Below are 18895 nucleotides of genomic sequence, written 5' to 3'. Positions count from 1 at the left end.
CGCAGCGCCCGGATGGTGTTGGTGATCCGGGTCGGCTTCACCACGACTGGAACCCCCGCCGGTAGGCGACGATCTTCGCGACGGAGCCGACGACCGCCGACAGCACGAAGCACAGGTAGATGACGTTGGCGATCCAGAACTGGTCCCAGTCCGCCAGCGCCATGGCCAGGGCGGCGACGCCGCCGACGATCACGAAGGACTGCCCGATGTGTTCGCCGAGCCGGTGGATCTCCCGGTCCCGCTGGTCCTTCTCGTTGGCCCCCTCGGGCGAGACGATCGAGACCACGATGTGCAGCGCGATCGACGCGACGATCGCCCCGGCGATCGTGGCCAGCAGCGGGCCCGCGTAGGAGACGTCCGCGAGCGGGTCGCCGTCCGCGCGGCCGAGGACCACCAGCACGTACGCGGCATAGCCGGCGACCGCCACCAGCGCCATGATCCAGGCGCGCTTCTCCTCGAAGGCCACGGCCACTCCCCAGGTAAAGAATCCTTGACATGGCGACTGTAAAGCCCAGCAGACATGGTGTCAATAATTCTTTACTTACTCTCCGTCGATCCTCGCGCTGCGGCGTGTCCTGTGGCCGCCTCAGCGGTTGTACCGGATGCCACCGAATGATCCTCGTGAAAGGCGGGCCGGAGTGACCCACGCGGACAGGACCGGTTCGGGCTGGCGGGCCCGCTGGGCCAGGCGGGAGAACGCCCGACGGCGACGTGCCCACGAGGACGCCGTCGAAGCCTGGTGCCTGCGGGGCGTACGCCTGCAACGCCTGCGGGCCGCCGCCGAGGACCGCCCGACGATCCGGCCGGCCGTGGCCGTGGACCTGGCCGACGACGAGACCGTCGTCGCCGTCCAGCCGTCGACCGGGCTGGTCACGGTACCGCGACACGCGGACCTGCCCCGACCCGAACTGTCCGCGATCGCCGTCGCACACCCGGAACCCACGCCTGGAATGCCGGAGGGCAGCCGGGTGACCGACGCCGGCACCGCCGTGGTCACCGACCGCCGGCTCGTCCTGGTGAGTCGAAAGAGGATCCACCAATGGCCGTACGCCGAGCTGAGCGGTCTCGCCCACCACCCGGCGGCGCCGGTGACCCTGCTGCACGGGCCCACCGGTGCGCTGGTGGCCGGCCTCCGCGTGCCCCGGGGCGCCGCGGCCCGGTTCCGGCTGCGGCTGACCCTGGCGTACGCCGGTGCCACCGGACAGCGCGACGCCGTGCTCGCCCGGCTCGACCAGGCGGTGGCCGCCAACCGACGGTCACAGCCGGCGGCGCCGACGCTGGTCAGCGCCACGCAAGCGCCCGGGTACGCCCGCCTCACCCCGCCCGTGGTCGCCGCCGCCGCAGCGGCACTCGTCGCCCTGGTGGCGTTCGCCGCGACGGGCGACCCGGAGCCGACCGGCCGCCCACCCACCGCCCTGCCCACCGGCGGTGGCGTCGTCGTGCCCGCCACCACCACCCCGGGCGTCGACACCGGCACCGGGCCCGGGGCCAGCAGCCGCCCCACGCTCGACCCGGTCGTGCCGGGCGGGCTCGCGCCGCGTCCGGCGTCGGCGGGCCTCGCCGCCGGTGGCCCCATGCCGCTGCCGGCCGATCGTCACGTGCCGCTCCCCTCCGACCGGGCCACCGGCCGGGCACCGCGGACCGCCCGACCGGCCGGGCGCGTCCCGACCCCGACCCCGACCCCGACCCCGGGTCCGGTCGAGCCGAGCCGGACGCCCTCGCCGACCCCCTCCCCGCCGGCCTCGCCGACCCCGACGTCCTCCGAACGGTGCGGGGCGCCGGAGAACCCCTTCGGCTACACCTACTGCGGCGGCTCGCTGATCCTCGAACCGGCGGCCGACGTGTGCCGCTACTTCGACTGCGTGGACGGATTCTGGGCGGGCCAGGGCCCCCTGGTGCGGTGCGGAGACGGAACGGTGGGCCTGGTGGGCGGCCGGTACGGCTCCTGCCCCGACCGGGCAGGCAGGAAGCAGCCGGTCTACGGGCCGGCGCCGCACGGTGGCCCGGCCGCGGCGGCGCCCGCCGGCGTGGTCCTTGTCCCTGCGCCGCGCGACCTGCTCTGATGGGTGGCCATGGGGGAGTCCGAGGCACGCCGCACCGTCGAGGCGGTCTGGCGGATGGAGTCCGGCCGGGTGATCGCCGGCCTGGCCGCGCTGACCCGCGACGTCGGGCAGGCCGAGGAGTTGGCCCAGGACGCCCTCGTCGCCGCGCTGGAGAGCTGGCCGCGCGACGGCGTACCGGCCAACCCGGGCGCGTGGCTGATGACCGTCGGCAAACGCCGGGCCATCGACGCGCTGCGTCGCCGGCAGACCGAGGACCGCAAGGTCGCCGAACTCGGCCGTGACCTCGGCGGCGACGAGTTCACCCCCGACTTCGACGCCGGCGTCGAGGAACGCATCGAGGACGACCTGCTCCGGCTGATCTTCGTCGCCTGCCACCCGGTGCTCTCGCCGATCGCCCGGGCCGCGCTCACCCTCCGGCTGGTCGGCGGCCTCACCACCGCCGAGATCGCCCGCGCCTTCCTCACCACCGAGGCCACCGTCGGCCAGCGGATCACCCGCGCCAAGCAGACCCTCGCCGCCGCCCGGGTGCCGTTCGAGGTGCCCGGCCCCGCCGAACGCGCCGAACGGATCGACTCCGCCCTCGAGGTCATCTACCTGATCTTCAACGAGGGCTACTCCGCCACCGCCGGCGACGACTGGATGCGCCCCGCGCTCAGCCAGGAGGCGCTTCGCCTGGCCCGCATCCTGCAGGGGCTGATGCCCGAGGAACCCGAAGTGCACGGGCTCGCCGCGCTGCTGGAGATCCAGGCCTCCCGCACCGCCGCCCGCACCGGCCCCGACGGCGCACCCGTCCTCCTCAACGACCAGGACCGCAGCCGCTGGGACCAACTGCTCATCCACCGCGGCCTCGCCGCCCTCGACCGGGCCCGGGCGCTCGGCGGCGCCCCCGGCCCGTACGCCCTCCAGGCCGAGATCGCCGCCTGCCACGCGCGGGCGCGTACCCCCGACCAGACCGACTGGACGCGGATCGCCGCCCTCTACGCGGACCTGGCCCGGCTCGTGTCCTCGCCGGTGGTGGAACTCAACCGGGCCGTCGCCGTCTCCTTCGCCGACGGCCCCGCCGCCGGCCTGGAACTGGCCCGCGCCCTGGCCGACGAACCGGCCCTCGCGAACTACCACCTGCTACCCAGCGTGCTCGGCGACCTGCTCGCCAAGCTCGGCCGCCACGACGAGGCCCGCGCCGAATTCGAGCGCGCCGCTTCCCTGACGGGCAACGCCCGGGAGCGGGCGCTGCTGCGCGACCGCGCCGCCGCCAGCGACCGCCAGAAAAAATCTTGAAAGGTGATGTCGGATCCCGGCCGACCCGATCGACGCGTCAGTGAGAACCGATGACGAGGAGATCGAGATGACCAGTACGACGATGCCACGGGCCGGGCTCGCCGGCGCCGTGCCGGCGCGGACCCTGCTGGCCGGTGGGATCGCCGCCGGGCCGGTGTTCGGGGTGGTGGCCGCGGCGCAGGTGCTCACCCGCGACGGGTTCGACCTGAGCCGGCAGCCGCTCAGCCTGCTCGCCCTCGGCGAGTACGGCTGGATCCAGACCGCCAACTTCGTACTCACCGGACTGCTGGCCCTCGCCGGTGCTCTCGGTCTACGGCGGGTCCTGGCCGGGACGCCGGCGGGGACGTGGGGCCCCGCGCTGGTGGCGGTCTTCGGCGTCGGCCTGATCGTCGCCGGGGCGATGCCCTCCGACCCCAGCATGGGCTGGCCGGCCGGCGCGCCCGAAGGCGCGCCCGACACGCTGAGCTGGCACGCCGTCGGTCACGGGGTCGGAGCCATGCTGGCCTTCGGGTCCCTCACCATCGCCTGCCTGGTCTTCACCCGCCGGTACCTGCGCACCGGCCGGCGCGGCTGGGCGGTGTTCTCCCTGGCCTGGGCCCTGGCGACCGTCGTCGTCATGGCCTGGCCCGACCAGGACAGCATCAGCGTCCGGATGGCGCTGGGCTCGGTCTTCATCTTCGGCTGGCTGACCGCAGTTTCCGTGCACACCCTTACCGAAAGGAACAACTGAAATGCGTTTCATGATGATGCACAAACTGGATGAGAAGGTCCCCGGCAACTTCGAGCCGACCCCCGAGTTCATGAAGTCGATGGGCGCGTACATGGAGGAGGTCGTCAAGGCCGGCATCCTGCTCGCCGCCGAGGGGCTGTGCAAGAGCAGCGAGGAGTCGGCCCGGATCACCGCCACCAAGGGCAAGACCACCGTCACCGATGGGCCGTTCACCGAGACCAAGGAGCTCATCGCCGGGTTCGGGCTCATCGAGGTGCGGTCGAAGGAGGAGGCGGTGGAGTGGGGCAAGCGGTTCGTCGACGTCTTCATCGAGCACGGGATCGATGTCGAGGTCGACGTCCGCCGGGTCAACGAGGGACCCGCTGCTTGATCGGCTGTCGCCTGCGCTGATGCGGGGAGTCGGCATTCGTGCCGGCTCCCCTCGTCACATCCGGGCTCGGCATCCCGTCACCCGGGCATGAGAAGACTGGTGCGGATCGTGGCCGCGCTGCTCGGCGTGGCCGCGATAGTCGTCGGGGTGTGGGCGCTCGCCCGGCCCTTGTCGTTCAGCTCGGCGGTCGGCTTCCCGCCGAGCGAGCACTTCGTGCACGACGTGGGGGCGTTCCAGCTCGGCATCGGGGTGACCCTGCTGCTGGCCCTCATCTGGTCCGACGCGCTTGCGGTGGCCCTGGCCGGCTATCTGGTCGGCGCGGTGGCGCACACGGTGTCGCACGCGGTCGACGGTGATGTCGGCGGTAGTGCCGTGCAGACCTGGCTGGTGCTGCTGTTGGCAGTGCTGGCCCTGGTCGCGCTGGTGTATCGGCTGCGGGAGTTGGGGTGGGTGGTCGGGTACGTCTCTTGTTCTGCCTCGCCAGTCTGGGTGCCTTTCGTTCAGCAAAAGACGGTGGTGCTGACGACGTACAAGCGGGACGGGACTCCGGTGCCGACGGCGGTGAGCATCGCGGTGGTGGGGGAGCGGGCGTACGTGCGCAGCTTCGAGAAAGCGTGGAAGACGGTACGGCTGCGGAACGATTCGCGGGTGACCGTGGCGCCGTCCACGGCGCTGGGCAAGCCGACCGGGGCGGCGGTCGAGGCGGTGGCGCGGCGGTTGAGCGGGGCGGAGTACGACGCGGCCAGTCGGGCGTTGGTGCGGAAGCACCCGATGCTGCACGGCGTGCTCGTGCCACTGATGCACCGACTCGGGCGACGGAAGACCGGCCGTACCGTCCACTTCGAGCTCACTCCGGTGACACCGACCAAAGATCCTGGAACCCTCACTGCACCGACGGACGTCGAAGAGGTGCGGAGGTGAGCGGGGATGGGTGGACGGCGCTGGTTGGTATGGGTCACCGCGGTGGCCGTGCTCGGTGGCTGTGGCGCGACCGGCAGCGGCCCGAGCGGCGACGACCTGGACAGGTTGCGCCAGCAGGCCCACGATGCCCTGACCCGGTATGACAAGGCGGTCCTCGACGCCGGCGGGGCGCAGGGCTTCGTGCCGGTCGGAGAGCTGACCGGCCAGCACGGCGACTGGGAACCGGCGAATGGGGACAACAACAAGCAGGCGTTGCTGGCCGGCCGCGTCTTCCCCGCCACGGCGCTGCCCACCGCCGGGCAAGCGACGGGGAAGGTGGCCTGGGAGAACGGCAGGACGCAGCCGGTCCCCGTGATGTCGGCCGAGGATGCACTCGCCCAGCTGAGAGCGCTGGGCGGCGGGGACTGCTCCGGGTGCGTACCGCTGGAGGTCACCGCCGCGCGCCTGACCACGGTCCGGATTCCCACCACCCGTGGCCCCGCCACGGCCCCGGCCTGGGAGTACACCCTCAAGGGCACGGCGGTGCGGCTGACCCGGATCGCGGTCGCCCCCTCGGCTGCCATCGTGGTGACGCCGCCGGCGTGGGGTCCCGAGTACCCGCACGGCGGGCTGGCGATCGAGTCGGCGACCGGGACCACGGCGAGCCAGCGGCTGACCGTCGCCTTCACCGGCTCCCCAGGCCCCGGAAGCCAGCCGTGCGGCGTCGACTACAGCGCGGAGGCCGTCGAGTCGGTCAACGCCGTCGTCGTGATCGTCATCGAGCACCGGCACGCCGACGGCGAGTCGTGCGGGGATATCGGGGCGCGCCGCACCGCCACCGTCGACCTGGCGCGACCGCTGGGGGAGCGGGCGGTCCTCGAGGTGCAGCAGGGCCTGCCGGTCGCGCTGACGCTCACCGGCTGACCCTCTTACGGACTGGCTACATGAGCGAGACCTGGACGGCGACGTCGTGCTTCGGGTAGTGCGCCTCCACCTGATCCGCGCCGTACTTGTCGCGGAACATCTCCACGACGTGGCTGACCCGGTCGGGTTCGGTGATCGGGGTGGCGCTCGTGCTCAACGCCGTCCCGTTCGAGGACACCTCGATCATCGGTGTCTGGCGGACGTTCTTGTACCACTGGCTGTCCGAGCCGGTTATCGGAACCAGGAAGATGCTCTCCTCTTCCTGCACGAACCACACGGGGCGCGAGATCTGCCGTCCGGTCTTCCGGCCGGTGACGGTCAGCTCGATCTCACTGACGCCCTCAAGAGCGTCCCTGACGGCTTTGGTCACGGTGTCCTCCCCGTCGACTTCCCCGACGTGCTCCTGCTTGCCAGGCTATGGACCTTCGCGGGCGCTCGTCCCGGGTTCCGAAACCTCGGCAGTAGCATCCGCCACGCACACCTCACACGTGCAGGACCAAGGTCCCGGCACCCGGTGAGATGGTCCCCTGCCGGATGCGGTCGGGGCGGGGGAGGCTGAGGACGACCGAACCGGTCCGGCAGCCCTTAGCGGGTACGCCGGCGGAAGCGTCGGGAGCCACGATGACCCCACAGCTCACCACCCGAGCACCGCAGCGGCCGGCCCGCCCGCTGTCGCCGGTCAACGGTCATCCGCGACTGCTTGCCGGGACCCTGGCCGCCACCGCATCGGCGATCGCGGCAGCCTCGCTGCTCGGCCCGCTGGGGCTGGACCTGATGCTGTACCGCACCTCGGACACCACCCTCAACCAGTTGCTGGGCAGCGACGCGGCGGCGCTCTTCGTCGTCGCCCCGCTGGCCCTCACGGCGGCCCTGCTCGCTCTCCGTCGGCACCCGGTCGCGCCGCTGCTGGCCACCGGCATCGGCGGGTACGCCCTCTACACCTACGCCCAGGTCATCGTCGGCCAGGAGTACCTGCGCCTCCCCGGGAACGTCGAACGGTTCTTCCCGCTGCTGCTCATCGTCTTCCTGCTCGCCGAGGCGGTGGTGGTCCTCGGCTGGCGGGCGATCCCCGCGCACCTGCCGCCGCCGTCGCCCCGGCTGGAACGCACGGCCGGTGTGACGCTGCTGGTGGTGGCGGCCTTCCTCGTCCTCGGGCTGCACCTGCGGTCGATGCTGACCGCCTGGCAGGACCCGGCCTCCTTGACCGAGTACGCCTCCAGCCCCACCCCGTTCTGGATGGTCAAGCTGATGGACCTCGGCATCATCGTCCCGGCCGCGGTCGCCACCGGGATCGGCGTGCTGCGGCACGCCCCATGGGCGCGCCGGATGATGTACGCGCTGCTCACCGGCTACAGCTGCCTCGCCGTCTCGGTCGCCGCGATGGGGGTGGTGATGAACGTCAACGGTGACCCGGACGCGTCTCCCGCCCTGGCGGTCGGGTTCGGGTTGTTCGCCCTGGTCTTCGTCACGCTCACCGCCGCGCTGTACCGCCCACTGTTCCGTCAAGGGGGCAGCGAGCAACGCTGACGGGGCAACCCTCCGCGCTGTCCTGCGTGACCCGCCAAATGCCGGAGTAATCGGTCTGGTGTCTGTTTGCGGTGGGTAGGGAAACGCTGGGAGCGGCGTTCTTCGGTCCAATGAAGAGGTGAGGGCGTGTCCTGGCCGGGCCTGAGGGGTTATACCCCACGCCATGCCGAAACATCTTCGCGGGAGGCGGCCTCGGTGACGGAGGTGGACAGGACCGGTTCGGGTTGGCGTGCCCGCTGGGCCACCCGCGAGAACAAGCGGCGGCGGGACGCCTACGAGGACGCCGTCGAGGCCTGGTGCCTGCGGGGAATCAAACTGCTCCGCCTGCGAGCGGCGGCCGAGGAGGGGCCGGCCGAATCGGCGGCTGTTCTGCCGGTGGAGCTGCCCGACCCCGAGGTGGTCCTCGCCGTGCAGCCGGACGCCGAGCTCGTCGACGTCGAGGACGGCCACGCCGACCTCCCCACACCCGAGCTCGCCGTCATCCCCGTCCAGCGAACGAAGCGGACACGACGGTTGCCCAAGGGCGTGCGAGTGACCGACGCCGGAACGGCCGTGATCACCGACCGCCGCGTGATCCTCTTCGGCCGCGAGGGCGATCGGGAGTGGACGTATGCGGAGCTGAGTGGCCTCGCGCACCACCCGGCGGCGCCGATCAGCCTGCTGCACAGCGTGAGCGGTCGGCCCGTCGCCGGCCTCCGGGTGCCCCTGGCCGCCGCGGCCCGCTTCCGGCTGCGGCTGACCATGGCGTACGCCGATTTCATCGGGCAGCGCCGCGTCGTCCTCGCCCGGCTCGACGAGGCGGTGGCCGCCAACCGGCGGTCGCGGCCGCCGGCTCCGGCGGTCGTCACGGCGGAGCATGCGCCGGCACGGGCCCGCCTCGCCCACCCCGCGATCCTCGCGGCCGCCGTCGCGCTCATCGCCCTGCCCGCGTACGCCATGACGGCCGACTCCGCTGGGCCGTCCGGTCCGCGCGGCGCGTTCCAGGGCGGCGCACCTGTTACTCTGGGTGCCTTGCCCGGGAGCGGGGCAGCGCCCAGCGCCGCTTCTACGGAGCCCGGCACGGCTGCTTCCCGCACAGCGGATCCCGATGCCACGACCGGCACGCCGACTTCCGGTCCGGTCGACCCGGGCGCGCCCCGGCCCATCCCGACCCCGGGGCTCGTCGACCCGGCACCGGCTCCCACCGCGTCTTCGGGTACGCCTTCGTCGGTACCTGCGGACCGGTGCGGGGCACCGGAGAATCCGCACGGCTACAACTACTGCGGCGGTGTCCTCGTCCGCGAGCCGGCTCCCGACGTGTGCAGCTGGTTCGCGTGTGTGGAGGGATTCTGGGAGGGCAGCGGGTACCTGACGGTGTGTGCGGATGGCCGGGTCGGCATGGTGGGCGGCAAGGCCGGCAGGTGTCCGGAGCGCGCCGGCAGGAAAGAGCCGGTGTACGTGTATCAACCAGTTGCGGGCTGACACGCCCCGCGCCCCCACGCGTCCGAAAAGGATTGCCCGCCGTAGGTAGGATGCACCCGGGGTAGCGAAGGCTGCCCGGCAGGGTGACGGGCGGGCGCCCAGAGGCGCTCCACGCCTCAGATGTCGGTTGTGCCGAACAGACGGGGGAAACCATGTTCGAGCGGCTGGGCAGATTCGTCGTACGCAGGGCCTGGTGGGTGATTGTCGGCTGGGTGCTCGCGGCAGTCGCCATCTTCGTCACCACGCCGTCGTTGAGCGACATCACCTCCGCCGATCAGGAAAGCTTCCTGCCCCACTCCTACGAGTCGGTGCAGGCCACCGAACTCGGGAAGAAGGCGTTCCCGCAGCAGGCCACCGCGACGGCGATCATCGTGGTCAAGCGCGCCGGCGGGCAGTCGCTCACGCCGGCCGACGAGGCGAGGGTGGGCCAGCTCGCCCAGTCGCTCAAGGCCAGGAACATCTCGCACACCTCCGGCTACCTGACCGGCCCGCAGGCCGTGGCGCCGGACAAGTCGGTGCAGGTGGTGAATGTCGGGCTCGATGCGGTCACCCCGGACGACCCGGCGCTGCTCGACGCCGTACGCGATCTGCGGGCGGCCATCGGTCCGGAGCTGGCGGGCAGCGGGCTGACCGCGGGCGTGGCCGGCGACGTAGCGAGCTTCGTCGACAACGAGGACACCTTCAACAAGGCTTTTGCCGTGGTCGGCATCGCGACGATCATCCTGATCATCGGGCTGATCCTGATCATCTTCCGCAGCCCCATCGCGGCGCTGCTGCCCGTGGTGGTGATCGGCGTCGTCATGGCCGTCACGAGCGGGCTGGTCGCCGCGGCGGGTAAGGCGTTCGATCTCAATGTGAGTCAGGATCTGCAGACGGTGCTGCTGATCGTGCTGTTCGGCATCGGCACCGACTACATCCTGTTCCTGCTCTTCCGCTATCGCGAGCGGCTGCGTGCCGGTGACGACAAGCGCACCGCGATGATGGTCTCCGTCGAGCGGGTCGGCGAGGTCATCACGTCGGCCGCGGGAGCGGTCATCGTCGCGTTCCTCGTGCTGCTGCTGGCTTCCCTGGGCTTCTTCGGCTCGCTCGGCCCGGCGCTCGCGATCGCTGTCGGCGTCATGCTGGTCACCTCGCTCACGCTCATCCCGGCGGTCGTCTCGTTGCTCGGCCGGTACGTCTTCTGGCCGTCCAAGGCGTGGCGGCGTGCCCCCAAGGCCACCGTTGCGCGCCGTCTCGGGACCGCCATCGGGCGCCGGCCGGCGCTCGTCGCGGCGGCATCCGGTGCCCTGCTGGTCGCGCTCGCCGCAGGCGTGTTGACCTACAAGGCCGACTACGACTTCAGCGCCGGCTTCCCCCAGGACACCGAGTCGGCGAAGGCCGCCGCGGACCTGCAGCGCGGGTTCGCCGCCGGTGCGCTCGCCCCGACCGAGGTCTACCTGACCACCGGCAACGGATCGCCGCTGACCGAGCAACAGGTCACCGACTTCGCGGCGGCCGCGGCCGGCGCCCCGGGAGTGGGCCGGGCACAGCCCCCGGAGCGCAGCAACGACCCGAGTGTGGCCCGGGTCAACCTGTTGCTCAACGAAAACCCGGTCTCCAACGAGGCGATCACGCTCGTCCGCGACGAACTGCGCGACGCCCTGCACGCGGCAGCCCCGGCCGGCACCCGGGCGGTGGTCGGCGGACCCACCGCGATCTTCGCGGACATCAACTCGGCGAACAACCGCGACCTGTCGGTGATCCTGCCGGTGGCGGCCGGCCTGATCGCGCTCATCCTCGCGCTGCTGTTGCGCAGCCTGGTCGCGCCGATCTACCTCGTGATAGCGGTGCTGCTCAACTTCGCCGCCACGCTGGGCGCCACGGTTTATCTCTTCCAAGGGCTGCAGGGCAAGCCCGGGATCACTTTCCAGTTGCCGATCATCCTCTACCTCTTCGTGGTGGCGATCGGGACCGACTACAACATCCTGATGATCGCCCGACTGCGTGAGGAGGCGCGGGAGGGCAACGAGCCGCACGAGGCCGCTGCTATCGGAGTGGAACACGCCGGCCCGACTGTTGCGGCGGCAGGGCTGATCCTTGCCGGGACGTTCGGGGTGCTGATGCTCGCGCCGATCTCGTTCCTGCAGCAGATGGGCTTCGCGGTGGCGATCGGCATCGTGCTGTCGGCGTTCGTCATGTCGATGTTCTTCGTCCCCGCCCTGACCGCCCTGATCGGGCACCGGGCGTGGTGGCCGGGCCACGGCGACGAGCGGCCGGCCAGCGGGCCGCACGCCCCGCCGGAGCCGGCGAGCGTGGCGAAGGCGTAGCGGGCGGCGCGGCCACCGGGATCCTCACCATGCGCATCGCTGTTGGGCCATGCTGGCACTGTCCTCGCCAGACCGGCCGTTGGGGGATCGTGTGAGTGCGTCAGGGGCCGAGCCCCGGCAAACCAGAAAGCTTCGCCGGACCGAGATGTTCAGTGACGCAGTGCTCGCGATTCTCATCACCCTGCTCGGGCTTGACCTGAGGCCGCCTGTGGTAGGGCCCGGCCATCTCGTCGCCGGGCTACTCGAGGATTGGCCGGTGTATCTCGCGTACACGATCTCGTTTGTGAATCTGGCGGTTGTGTGGCTCGGGAACCGCACGTCATTCGCCCGTCTCAGAGCTCTCGACGTGCCGCTGACCTGGGCCAATCTGGGGGTACTCTTCTGCGCCGCGCTGGTGCCTTTCGCCACCTCGGTGGTCGCCAAGTTCTTGAAGGAGGGCAACGAGAGTGACGTGCGGACGGCCATCGGCCTCTACGCACTGATCGGCGCGCTGTTGATGGCCAGCTGGCTGCTCTTCGACCACTGCATCGTACGGAATCCAGGATTGGTCGAGGAAGGAGGTTTGTGGCGCTTCCGGCGGGAGCGACGCAAGGCCCTGCTCGGGGTCGCCTTCTTTCCCGTCGGTGGGCTGCTCGGGTTCGTCTCCCCCTGGATCGCGTTGACAATCTTCCTCGGCATCCCGATCTTCTACGGCGTCACCGCCCCTCGTGACTAGCCGCTGCCCATCCTCGCCTGGAACAGACGGGACCGGCAGGTGCCCGGAGCGCGCCGGCAGGAAAGAGCCCAGGTCGCAGGTTCGGACATCCGCTAGCAGATCGATAGCGCGTCCAAGGGCGCGGATCTGGTGTACGAGCCGATTCGGGGTGGATGTGTGTGCTCGCACTCCGCTCCTTGGTCACCCTTTGCCTCGCGCTTTCGCATACCTGGTCGACCGGGCCCTGCGGAGTCTGCGGGTCTCCTACTCGCCGCTGACCGAGACACTGGCGAGCCTGCGGATACTCGGTATACCCGCGTCATGCACCGGCTTGGGCGGCGCATGGCTGGGCGTACCGTCCACTTCGAGCTGACGCCGATACGCCGGAAAGGTGCAACCCTGACCGGCGTGGAGACGTCTCAAGGATGTGGAGACAGCGAGGATGCGTCGGCGGGTGCTGCCCTGGATCACGGTCGCGGCCCTGCTCGGCGGTTGTGGGTCTGGCGGGAGCAGCCCACCCGTTGACAGGCTCGACGGGTTGCGCCAGCAGGCGGGCGACGCCCTGGCCCGGTATGACGAGGCGTTTCGCGCTGCGGGCGGCGCGCCCTTCGTTCCGGTGGGGGAGCTGACCCGCCAACTCGGCGACTGGGAGCCGGCGACCGGGGATTACAAGGAGACACTGTCGGCCGGCCTGGTCGAGGCTGCTTCGACGCTGCCCGGGGTGCCGGAAGCGGCTGGGAGCATCGTCTGGGCCACCGGCACCAGTCAGGACGTACGGTTGATCTCGGCGGACGAGGCGTTGGCTCAGCTGCGCGCGGCGGCCACCGGCGACTGTTCCGGCTGCGCGCCGCTGAAGGTCACCGGCGCTCGCCTGACCACGGTGACGGTCCCGACCACCCGCGGCTTGGCGACCGTCCCGGCGTGGGAGTACACCCTCGACAGAACCGCGGTGCGGCTGGCGCGAGCGGCGGTGGATCCCTCGGCCATCGTCCGGGTGACCCCGCCGCCCTGGGACGCCGATCATCCGCACGAAGGGCTGGCGATCGAGTCAGCGACCACGACGACCACGAGCCGGGAATTGACCGTCACCTTCACCGGCGCGCCCGGCCCTAGCAGCAAGCCGTGCGGGGTCGACTACGGCGCCGAAGCGGCCGAGTCGGACCTGGCGGTCGTGGTGATCGTCATCGAGTACCGGCATGCCGAGGACGAGGCGTGCCCGGCCGTCGGAGCGCAACGCAGCACCACCGTCGAGCTGTCCCGACCGTTGGGCGAACGGGCAGTCCTGGAGGTGAAGCAAGGCCTGCCGGTGGGGCTGACGATCAGCGGCTGACCCGTCCCGCTGGCGACGACCACTCCCGGCAGGAAAGACCCGGTGTTCGCGGATCAGGGGGCCCGTGATCAGCCGTTCGCCCTAACGGTCCAAGAAGGACATGTGGCTGAGGCCAACGTCCGTCCTGCACCCATCGATCTTGACTGACGGTGAGGCGGCGATCACACTTTGCGGAGCTGCGGCAGCCGAGGTCGTCTGACCTCGACTGCGCGGCCGGCAGGATCGCCTCGCCTGGAAGGACTCTCATGAGGAGTACAAGAAGATCCAACGGACCGCGCCGCTTGTTGGCCCTGCTCGTGCTACCGCTGGCGCTCGCCGTCAGCGCACCCGGCCTGGCGAGTCCGACGTCGGGCAGCGCGGTGGTGCCCGACCGGTCGTCGACCGGCGAACAGAACGGCGTCGGCCTGATGCGCATCGTCGTCGCCGACAAGTCGGGCATCGACCGCCTCAACGAACTCGGCGTCGACCTCGCCGAGTACGTCAAGCCGGTCGACAACGGCATCGAGGTGCACGCGATCCTCAGCCCGGAGGAGAGCCAGGCGCTGCGGGACAAGGGCTTCGACGTGCAGGACGCCATCTCCGACCAGAGCGACTACGCGGACAACATGGCCGAGCGGTCCGCCTCGATCCGAGCCGCGATGGCGGCGACGGCCAGCACCGACACCTTGACCGTGCTGCGGTCCGAATGGTTCTCCAGCCTCAACAACCAGCTCTTCCTCAACATCGAGGTGAAGTCGAGCGCCGGCACCGACTCGACGACGGTGCTGACGGCGAGCTGGGACAGCGGGCCCGGCACGGCGATCGGCTCCGGCGGCACCGCCACCATGTCCCGGTTCACCGACGCCGGCCAGTACATGTACCACCGGTTCAGCAACCCGGTCGCCATCAACGCCGCGCCGGCCAAGGCCACCATCACCAGCAACAAGGGTGGCTCGGTCACGGTCGACGTCGCCAAGTGGCTGGGCAGCCCGCGCAAGGTCACCGGTGACCACCCGTACGTGTCGGACTTCGTCGACCATTACCTGGATCCGACGGAGGTCACCGCGCGGTTCACCGGGCTGGCCGCGGAGTACCCGAAGCTGACCGAGCTGATCGATCTGCCGTACAAGACGAACGGCTACCGGCGCAAGGCGCAGGCGCAGTTCGGCACCGCTGCAGCGAGCATCGTCTACGTCACCTCGACGGCGTACGGCTCCGAGGGCGGCAACGACGTCACCATGTCGTTGGTCGACCCGGCCGCGGCGAACGCTCCGCTGACGGTGAGCGTGTCCGGCAAGGCCGTCACGGTGAGCCTGGCCACCAACGGCTCCGGCGCGATCACCAGCACGGCGGCGCAGGTCGTCGCCGCGGTCAACGGCAATGCCGACGCGGCCAAGCTGCTCACGGCCAGCACCTACCGGGGTAACGCCGGCACGGGCGTGGTGGCCGCGGCTGCGGTGACCATGCTGACCGACAACCTGAAGGCACCGGCGAGCGTGTCCCGCGAGCCGTTCCAGATGAAGGCGCTGCGGATCGGCAAGCACCGCGACGGCTCGAAGGTCGGTGTCTTCCTCTACTGCCAGGAGCACGCCCGGGAGTGGGTGACCCCACTGGTCTGCGTGGAGTCGGCCGAGCGGCTGCTGCGCAACTACGCGCAGGACCCGAACACCCGCAAGATCGTCGACGACCTGGACATCTTCATCCTGCCGGTCGTCAACCCGGACGGCGCGCACTACAGCATGTACGACTACAACATGCAGCGGAAGAACATGACCAACTACTGCGCGGCGTCGTTGGCGGACCCCGCTGCGCGCAACGCATGGGGCGTGGACATCAACCGGAACTTCTCGGTCGGTTCCGTCTTCGACGGCTACACCGGCGCGTCGGCGACCAACTGCACCGGCGAGACCTTCGCCGGTCCGGGCGAGCTGTCCGAGCCAGAGGCGCGCAACGAGGTCTGGCTGGTCGACAACTTCCCGAACATCAAGCTCTCCATGAACACCCACTCCTACGGCGGGTACTTCATGTGGCCGCCAGGGGCGTACAAGGCCGCGGGGCGGGAGGTGCTGCCGCGGGTGGACCAGGGCACCGAGGCGTACTTCTGGACCTCCTCGGACTACATCCTCTCCCGGGTGCAGGAATACCGTGGCACGGCGATCTGGCCGGGCCGCACCGGACCGGTGACCGACGTGCTGTACTCGGCTGCCGGCAACAGCGCCGACGAGCACTGGTACAACCGGGGCATCATCGGCTGGGACTTCGAGGTCGGCGCGGACGTCTACAACCCGACGACCAAGCGGTTTACCGCGGTCGGTTTCCAGCCGCCGTTCGCCGAGGGGCATGAGGAGGCGATGGAGTTCGCCAACGGCAACATCGCCATCCTCGAGGTGGCCCGGGCGTACGCGACGGACAAGATCCAGCCGCAGACCAAACTGAAGATCGTCAAGCAGGAACCGGGTGTCGCGGCCTTCACCTTCAGCACCAGCGAGCCGGCGAACGTCTACTACACGCTCGATGGCAGCCGGCCGACGTACAACTCGCCCAAGCTCGCTCTGGCCGGCATGCGCGAGGGCGTTCAGAGCATCACGGTGAACAGCGACACCACCGTCAACTGGTTCTCGATCGACATCGCCGGCAATGTGGAGAGCAACTACAAGCCGGACGGTGAGGGCAAGAACTACAACAAGCAGGCGGTAGCCGTCCAATAGCCTCGCCGCTTGAACGCTGGTGGCCGCCGATCACGGGTCGGCGGCCACCAGCCTGTGGAAGGCCGGCCCCGCGATCGGGCGCTGGAGGCGCGCCCGGAACGGCTCGACAACCGCTGAGATGACGGATCGGGCATCCGGCCGGGGGAGGCGGCTCAGGAGGGCATGGTGCCGCCGGGGCCGGGCGGCTGCTGCTGCGGGTCCTGCGGGTGGGCGTGGTGCGGTTGCCACTGTTGCGGCTGGCGGTAGCCCTGCTGCGCCGCCCACTGCTGCTGCGCCGCCCATTGTTGCTGCGCGGCCCACTGCTGTAGCGCCGCGGCCTGTTCGGCGAATCGGGGGTGGGCGTTTCGCACCTCGATCGCGCTGCCGTCGCGCGACACGTGTGCCGAAGCGATCAGGGGCCAGCCCGCGTTCGCGCCAAGTAGCAGCCCCACGAAAAGCAGCGCCACGAACCCCAGGACGATCGGACCGACGGACGACGTGCCGTCCGGGACGGCGGCGGCGAGGACGACCACGGCCAGGATGGCGAAGACCACCATGCCGATGCCGGCGAGCAGCCGGCCGGTACGCAACTTGACGCAGCGCGCGCAGAACGGCCACGCCGACGCCCTTACCCGCTTCTCCAGCACCATGGCGACGACCGCGAACGGCAGCAGCCCGAACGGGATGAGCAGGTACGTCCACGATGGCGTCTTCGACTTGAACAGCACCCGCTTGTGCTGGGCTGCCCCCTCACCGTGCCGCGTGCACAACTGGAGCATCTGGCCCCCACCGGTGACGAGCGGTGCCGGAATGCCGATCGGCATGGCTACTCCAACTGCTGAGAGAAGAGGGGCCCCAGGATACGTCCGCCCGGACGTCGGCATGATCCGGCCGCTGCGGGAGCGCCTGGACCGGCCTTGAGGCAAGCGATCGGGCGTCCGGTCCGCTCGGCCGGACCCCCGTGCTTGGTCCTGTGGCACGCAGTTCTATGACCTCGCCGCTACCCGCTCGACCGCTGCGCTGGCCAGCGGCCGGAATGCCAGCCGCGCCAGGGCGCTCGGCCACCAGGTGCGGGGGCCGAGGTGCAGGGCCAGCGCCGGGACGAGCAGGCTGCGGACGAGGAACGTGTCGACCAGCACCCCGAGGTCGATGATGACCGCCGTCTGCACCGGCGGCACCAGCGGCAGCACGCTGAGCGCGCCGAAGGTGGCGGCCAGCACCACGCCCGCGCTGGTGATCACCCCGCCGGTCACCGTCAGCGCGTGCAGCACGCCCTGCCGGTGCCCGAGCCGCGCCGTCTCCTCCCGGGCCCGGGTGGTGAGGAAGATGGTGTAGTCCACGCCGAGGGCGACGAGGAACAGGAACGTCTGCAGCGGGATCCCGACGAAGAGCTTCGGGTAGCCCATCTTGTCGAGGATCAGCCCGGCCGCGCCCAGCGCGGCGGCGTAGACGATCTATTCCAAGGGGTCAGTGGTCGTATGCGGTCAGGGACCGTAGGACTGGCTGGCCGGTGTGCCAGTTGTGCCAGATCACGGCGGTGAGTGCGAGGATGCGTTGCAAGACGCGTACGGCCACGCCGGCGGGGGTCCGTCCGCCGTGTCGTTCGAGGTCGAGTTGGCCTTTGAAGGTTTGGTTGACCGACTCGATGCTCTGGCGCAGGGCGCGTAGCAGTGCCCGTCCGGGGCGTGGCGGTTCGGTGCGGTAGGCGGGGCGGATCATGGTGACGCCGCGTTCGGTCAGCTGCTGTTCGATGGCGGCGTCGCGGTAGCCCTTGTCGACGATCAGGATCAGCCCGTCGGGGTGGGTCAACAGGCCGTTGTCCAGGTCGAACAGGTCGACCAGGACCTCGCGTTCGTCGGTCTTGGCGGTGGTCAGGGCGAACGCGACGGGCAGGCCGTGCACGGTGGTGACCAGGTGTAGGCGCAGTCCCCAGAAGCGGCGGGAGTGGGAGGCGCAGTAGCCGTAGCTGGCCCAGCCGGCCAGGTCAGAGCGTTTCACGGTCTCGCGGGAGCGTCCGCACTCCACCGGGGTGGAGTCGGCGATGCGCACCGGGTGCTGCCACAGGTCGGTGTCCAAGGTCAGCAGCCGGATGAAGTGGGTGATCTGCGAGGTCAGGGTACGTAGTCGCTTGTTGTATCCGGGCTGTTTGGGCAGGTCGGGAAACAGGTGGAGCAGGTTGTTGCGGGCGTAGCGGATCCACCGGGCTTCCTTGTGGTACCCCAGCACGGACTGCAACACCGCAAGGGTGATCAACTCCGCGTCGGTGATCTTCGGACCGATACCGACCGCTGGCCGCCACCGGTTGAGCTGGGGTGACGCCTTCAACTCATCGTCGATCTTCACGTAGAGTGCGGTGGCGAGGGTGTCCCGATCGACGTGCACGTGGCCTCCATGGTCATCGTTGCTCAGCAACGTCGATCATGGACACCCTCGCTCTTGTTCGCTGCCCCGCACCCCTTGGAATAGATCGTGTAGGACAGGACCACGCTGGCCAGCAACAGCAGCGGCGCGACCAGCGCGCGCAGCAGCAGCACGAGGATGCCGAAGACGACCGCCAGCACCAGCGGGACCACCACGAGGTTGTCCCGGCCGACCGTCCGCTCCTCGTCCAGCAGGTACGCGGTGTCCCCGCCCATGAGGGCCTGC

18 protein-coding genes are annotated in these 18895 nt (G+C 70.5%); 12 read left to right on the top strand and 6 right to left on the bottom strand.

The window, feature by feature from the left end:
• Window positions 1–37 precede the first annotated feature (37 nt).
• Window positions 38–466, bottom strand: a complete 429-nt coding sequence (locus tag OG799_RS23015) for a hypothetical protein (RefSeq protein WP_406037392.1) — start codon at window positions 464–466, stop codon at window positions 38–40.
• Between the two features lie 172 nt (window positions 467–638).
• On the opposite strand from OG799_RS23015, the gene OG799_RS23010 reads away from it, so the two are divergent.
• From OG799_RS23010 to OG799_RS22985, 6 genes are all read left to right on the top strand, one after another.
• Entirely contained in the window at window positions 639–2063 is a 1425-nt protein-coding gene (locus tag OG799_RS23010; protein ID WP_406037390.1) for a hypothetical protein, read from the top strand.
• Between the two features lie 9 nt (window positions 2064–2072).
• Window positions 2073–3341, top strand: a complete 1269-nt coding sequence (locus OG799_RS23005; RefSeq protein WP_406037388.1) for an RNA polymerase sigma factor — start codon at window positions 2073–2075, stop codon at window positions 3339–3341.
• A 67-nt stretch (window positions 3342–3408) separates the two neighbouring features.
• Window positions 3409–4071 carry a DUF998 domain-containing protein gene (locus OG799_RS23000; protein WP_406037386.1) on the top strand — a complete coding sequence of 221 codons (663 nt, stop codon included), beginning with the start codon at window positions 3409–3411 and terminating at the stop codon, window positions 4069–4071.
• Between the two features lies 1 nt (window position 4072).
• Window positions 4073–4441, top strand: a complete 369-nt coding sequence (locus tag OG799_RS22995) for a YciI family protein (RefSeq protein ID WP_406037384.1) — start codon at window positions 4073–4075, stop codon at window positions 4439–4441.
• Between the two features lie 87 nt (window positions 4442–4528).
• Window positions 4529–5362, top strand: coding sequence for a PPOX class F420-dependent oxidoreductase (locus OG799_RS22990; protein ID WP_406037382.1), 834 nt, complete (start codon window positions 4529–4531; stop codon window positions 5360–5362).
• A 6-nt stretch (window positions 5363–5368) separates the two neighbouring features.
• Window positions 5369–6265 (top strand): hypothetical protein, encoded by an 897-nt coding sequence (locus OG799_RS22985; RefSeq protein WP_406037380.1) that lies wholly within the window; start codon window positions 5369–5371, stop codon window positions 6263–6265.
• Between the two features lie 16 nt (window positions 6266–6281).
• Here OG799_RS22985 and OG799_RS22980 read toward each other — a convergent pair whose 3' ends face one another.
• Complete coding sequence (locus OG799_RS22980; RefSeq protein WP_406037378.1) at window positions 6282–6635, bottom strand: nitroreductase/quinone reductase family protein; 354 nt, start codon at window positions 6633–6635, stop codon at window positions 6282–6284.
• A gap of 251 nt (window positions 6636–6886) precedes the next feature.
• On the opposite strand from OG799_RS22980, the gene OG799_RS22975 reads away from it, so the two are divergent.
• The 6 genes from OG799_RS22975 to OG799_RS22950 all read left to right on the top strand — a co-directional run bounded on the left by OG799_RS22975 (window position 6887) and on the right by OG799_RS22950 (window position 16270).
• Window positions 6887–7792, top strand: a complete 906-nt coding sequence (locus OG799_RS22975; protein ID WP_406037376.1) for a hypothetical protein — start codon at window positions 6887–6889, stop codon at window positions 7790–7792.
• Between the two features lie 195 nt (window positions 7793–7987).
• Window positions 7988–9253, top strand: a complete 1266-nt coding sequence (locus tag OG799_RS22970) for a hypothetical protein (RefSeq protein WP_406037374.1) — start codon at window positions 7988–7990, stop codon at window positions 9251–9253.
• 152 nt (window positions 9254–9405) lie between these two features.
• Entirely contained in the window at window positions 9406–11559 is a 2154-nt protein-coding gene (locus tag OG799_RS22965) for an MMPL family transporter (RefSeq protein ID WP_406037372.1), read from the top strand.
• A gap of 49 nt (window positions 11560–11608) precedes the next feature.
• Entirely contained in the window at window positions 11609–12274 is a 666-nt protein-coding gene (locus OG799_RS22960; protein ID WP_406037370.1) for a TMEM175 family protein, read from the top strand.
• 517 nt (window positions 12275–12791) lie between these two features.
• A complete protein-coding gene (locus OG799_RS22955; protein WP_406037368.1) occupies window positions 12792–13583 on the top strand; it encodes a hypothetical protein in 792 nt (263 codons plus the stop codon).
• 281 nt (window positions 13584–13864) lie between these two features.
• Entirely contained in the window at window positions 13865–16270 is a 2406-nt protein-coding gene (locus OG799_RS22950; RefSeq protein WP_406037366.1) for a M14 family zinc carboxypeptidase, read from the top strand.
• 152 nt (window positions 16271–16422) lie between these two features.
• Here OG799_RS22950 and OG799_RS22945 read toward each other — a convergent pair whose 3' ends face one another.
• The 4 genes from OG799_RS22945 to OG799_RS22930 form a co-directional block, all read right to left on the bottom strand.
• Entirely contained in the window at window positions 16423–17073 is a 651-nt protein-coding gene (locus tag OG799_RS22945; RefSeq protein ID WP_406037364.1) for a hypothetical protein, read from the bottom strand.
• A gap of 162 nt (window positions 17074–17235) precedes the next feature.
• Window positions 17236–17685, bottom strand: coding sequence for an MMPL family transporter (locus OG799_RS22940; RefSeq protein WP_406046376.1), 450 nt, complete (start codon window positions 17683–17685; stop codon window positions 17236–17238).
• Window positions 17686–17716: 31 nt separating this feature from the next.
• Window positions 17717–18631, bottom strand: coding sequence for an IS982 family transposase (locus tag OG799_RS22935; RefSeq protein WP_406037067.1), 915 nt, complete (start codon window positions 18629–18631; stop codon window positions 17717–17719).
• 23 nt (window positions 18632–18654) lie between these two features.
• Window positions 18655–18885 (bottom strand): MMPL family transporter, encoded by a 231-nt coding sequence (locus OG799_RS22930; RefSeq protein WP_406037362.1) that lies wholly within the window; start codon window positions 18883–18885, stop codon window positions 18655–18657.
• Window positions 18886–18895: the final 10 nt, after the last annotated feature.

The organism is Micromonospora sp. NBC_00898, from assembly GCF_045207895.1.
Classification (GTDB): domain Bacteria; phylum Actinomycetota; class Actinomycetes; order Mycobacteriales; family Micromonosporaceae; genus Micromonospora.
The sequence above is the reverse complement of the archived record's forward strand: the minus strand, read 5'-3'. Positions and strand labels throughout refer to the sequence as shown.

Bases quoted from the DNA above. Each gene is read 5' to 3' on its own strand.
- OG799_RS22975 (WP_406037376.1), top strand. From the start codon at position 6,887: ATGACCCCACAGCTCACCACCCGAGCACCGCAGCGGCCGGCCCGCCCG.
- OG799_RS22960 (WP_406037370.1), top strand. From the start codon at position 11,609: ATGCTGGCACTGTCCTCGCCAGACCGGCCGTTGGGGGATCGTGTGAGT.
- OG799_RS22930 (WP_406037362.1), bottom strand. From the start codon at position 18,885: ATGGGCGGGGACACCGCGTACCTGCTGGACGAGGAGCGGACGGTCGGC.
- OG799_RS22995 (WP_406037384.1), top strand. From the start codon at position 4,073: ATGCGTTTCATGATGATGCACAAACTGGATGAGAAGGTCCCCGGCAAC.
- OG799_RS23005 (WP_406037388.1), top strand. From the start codon at position 2,073: ATGGGGGAGTCCGAGGCACGCCGCACCGTCGAGGCGGTCTGGCGGATG.
- OG799_RS22945 (WP_406037364.1), bottom strand. From the start codon at position 17,073: ATGCCGATCGGCATTCCGGCACCGCTCGTCACCGGTGGGGGCCAGATG.
- OG799_RS22990 (WP_406037382.1), top strand. From the start codon at position 4,529: ATGAGAAGACTGGTGCGGATCGTGGCCGCGCTGCTCGGCGTGGCCGCG.
- OG799_RS23000 (WP_406037386.1), top strand. From the start codon at position 3,409: ATGACCAGTACGACGATGCCACGGGCCGGGCTCGCCGGCGCCGTGCCG.
- OG799_RS22965 (WP_406037372.1), top strand. From the start codon at position 9,406: ATGTTCGAGCGGCTGGGCAGATTCGTCGTACGCAGGGCCTGGTGGGTG.
- OG799_RS22985 (WP_406037380.1), top strand. From the start codon at position 5,369: ATGGGTGGACGGCGCTGGTTGGTATGGGTCACCGCGGTGGCCGTGCTC.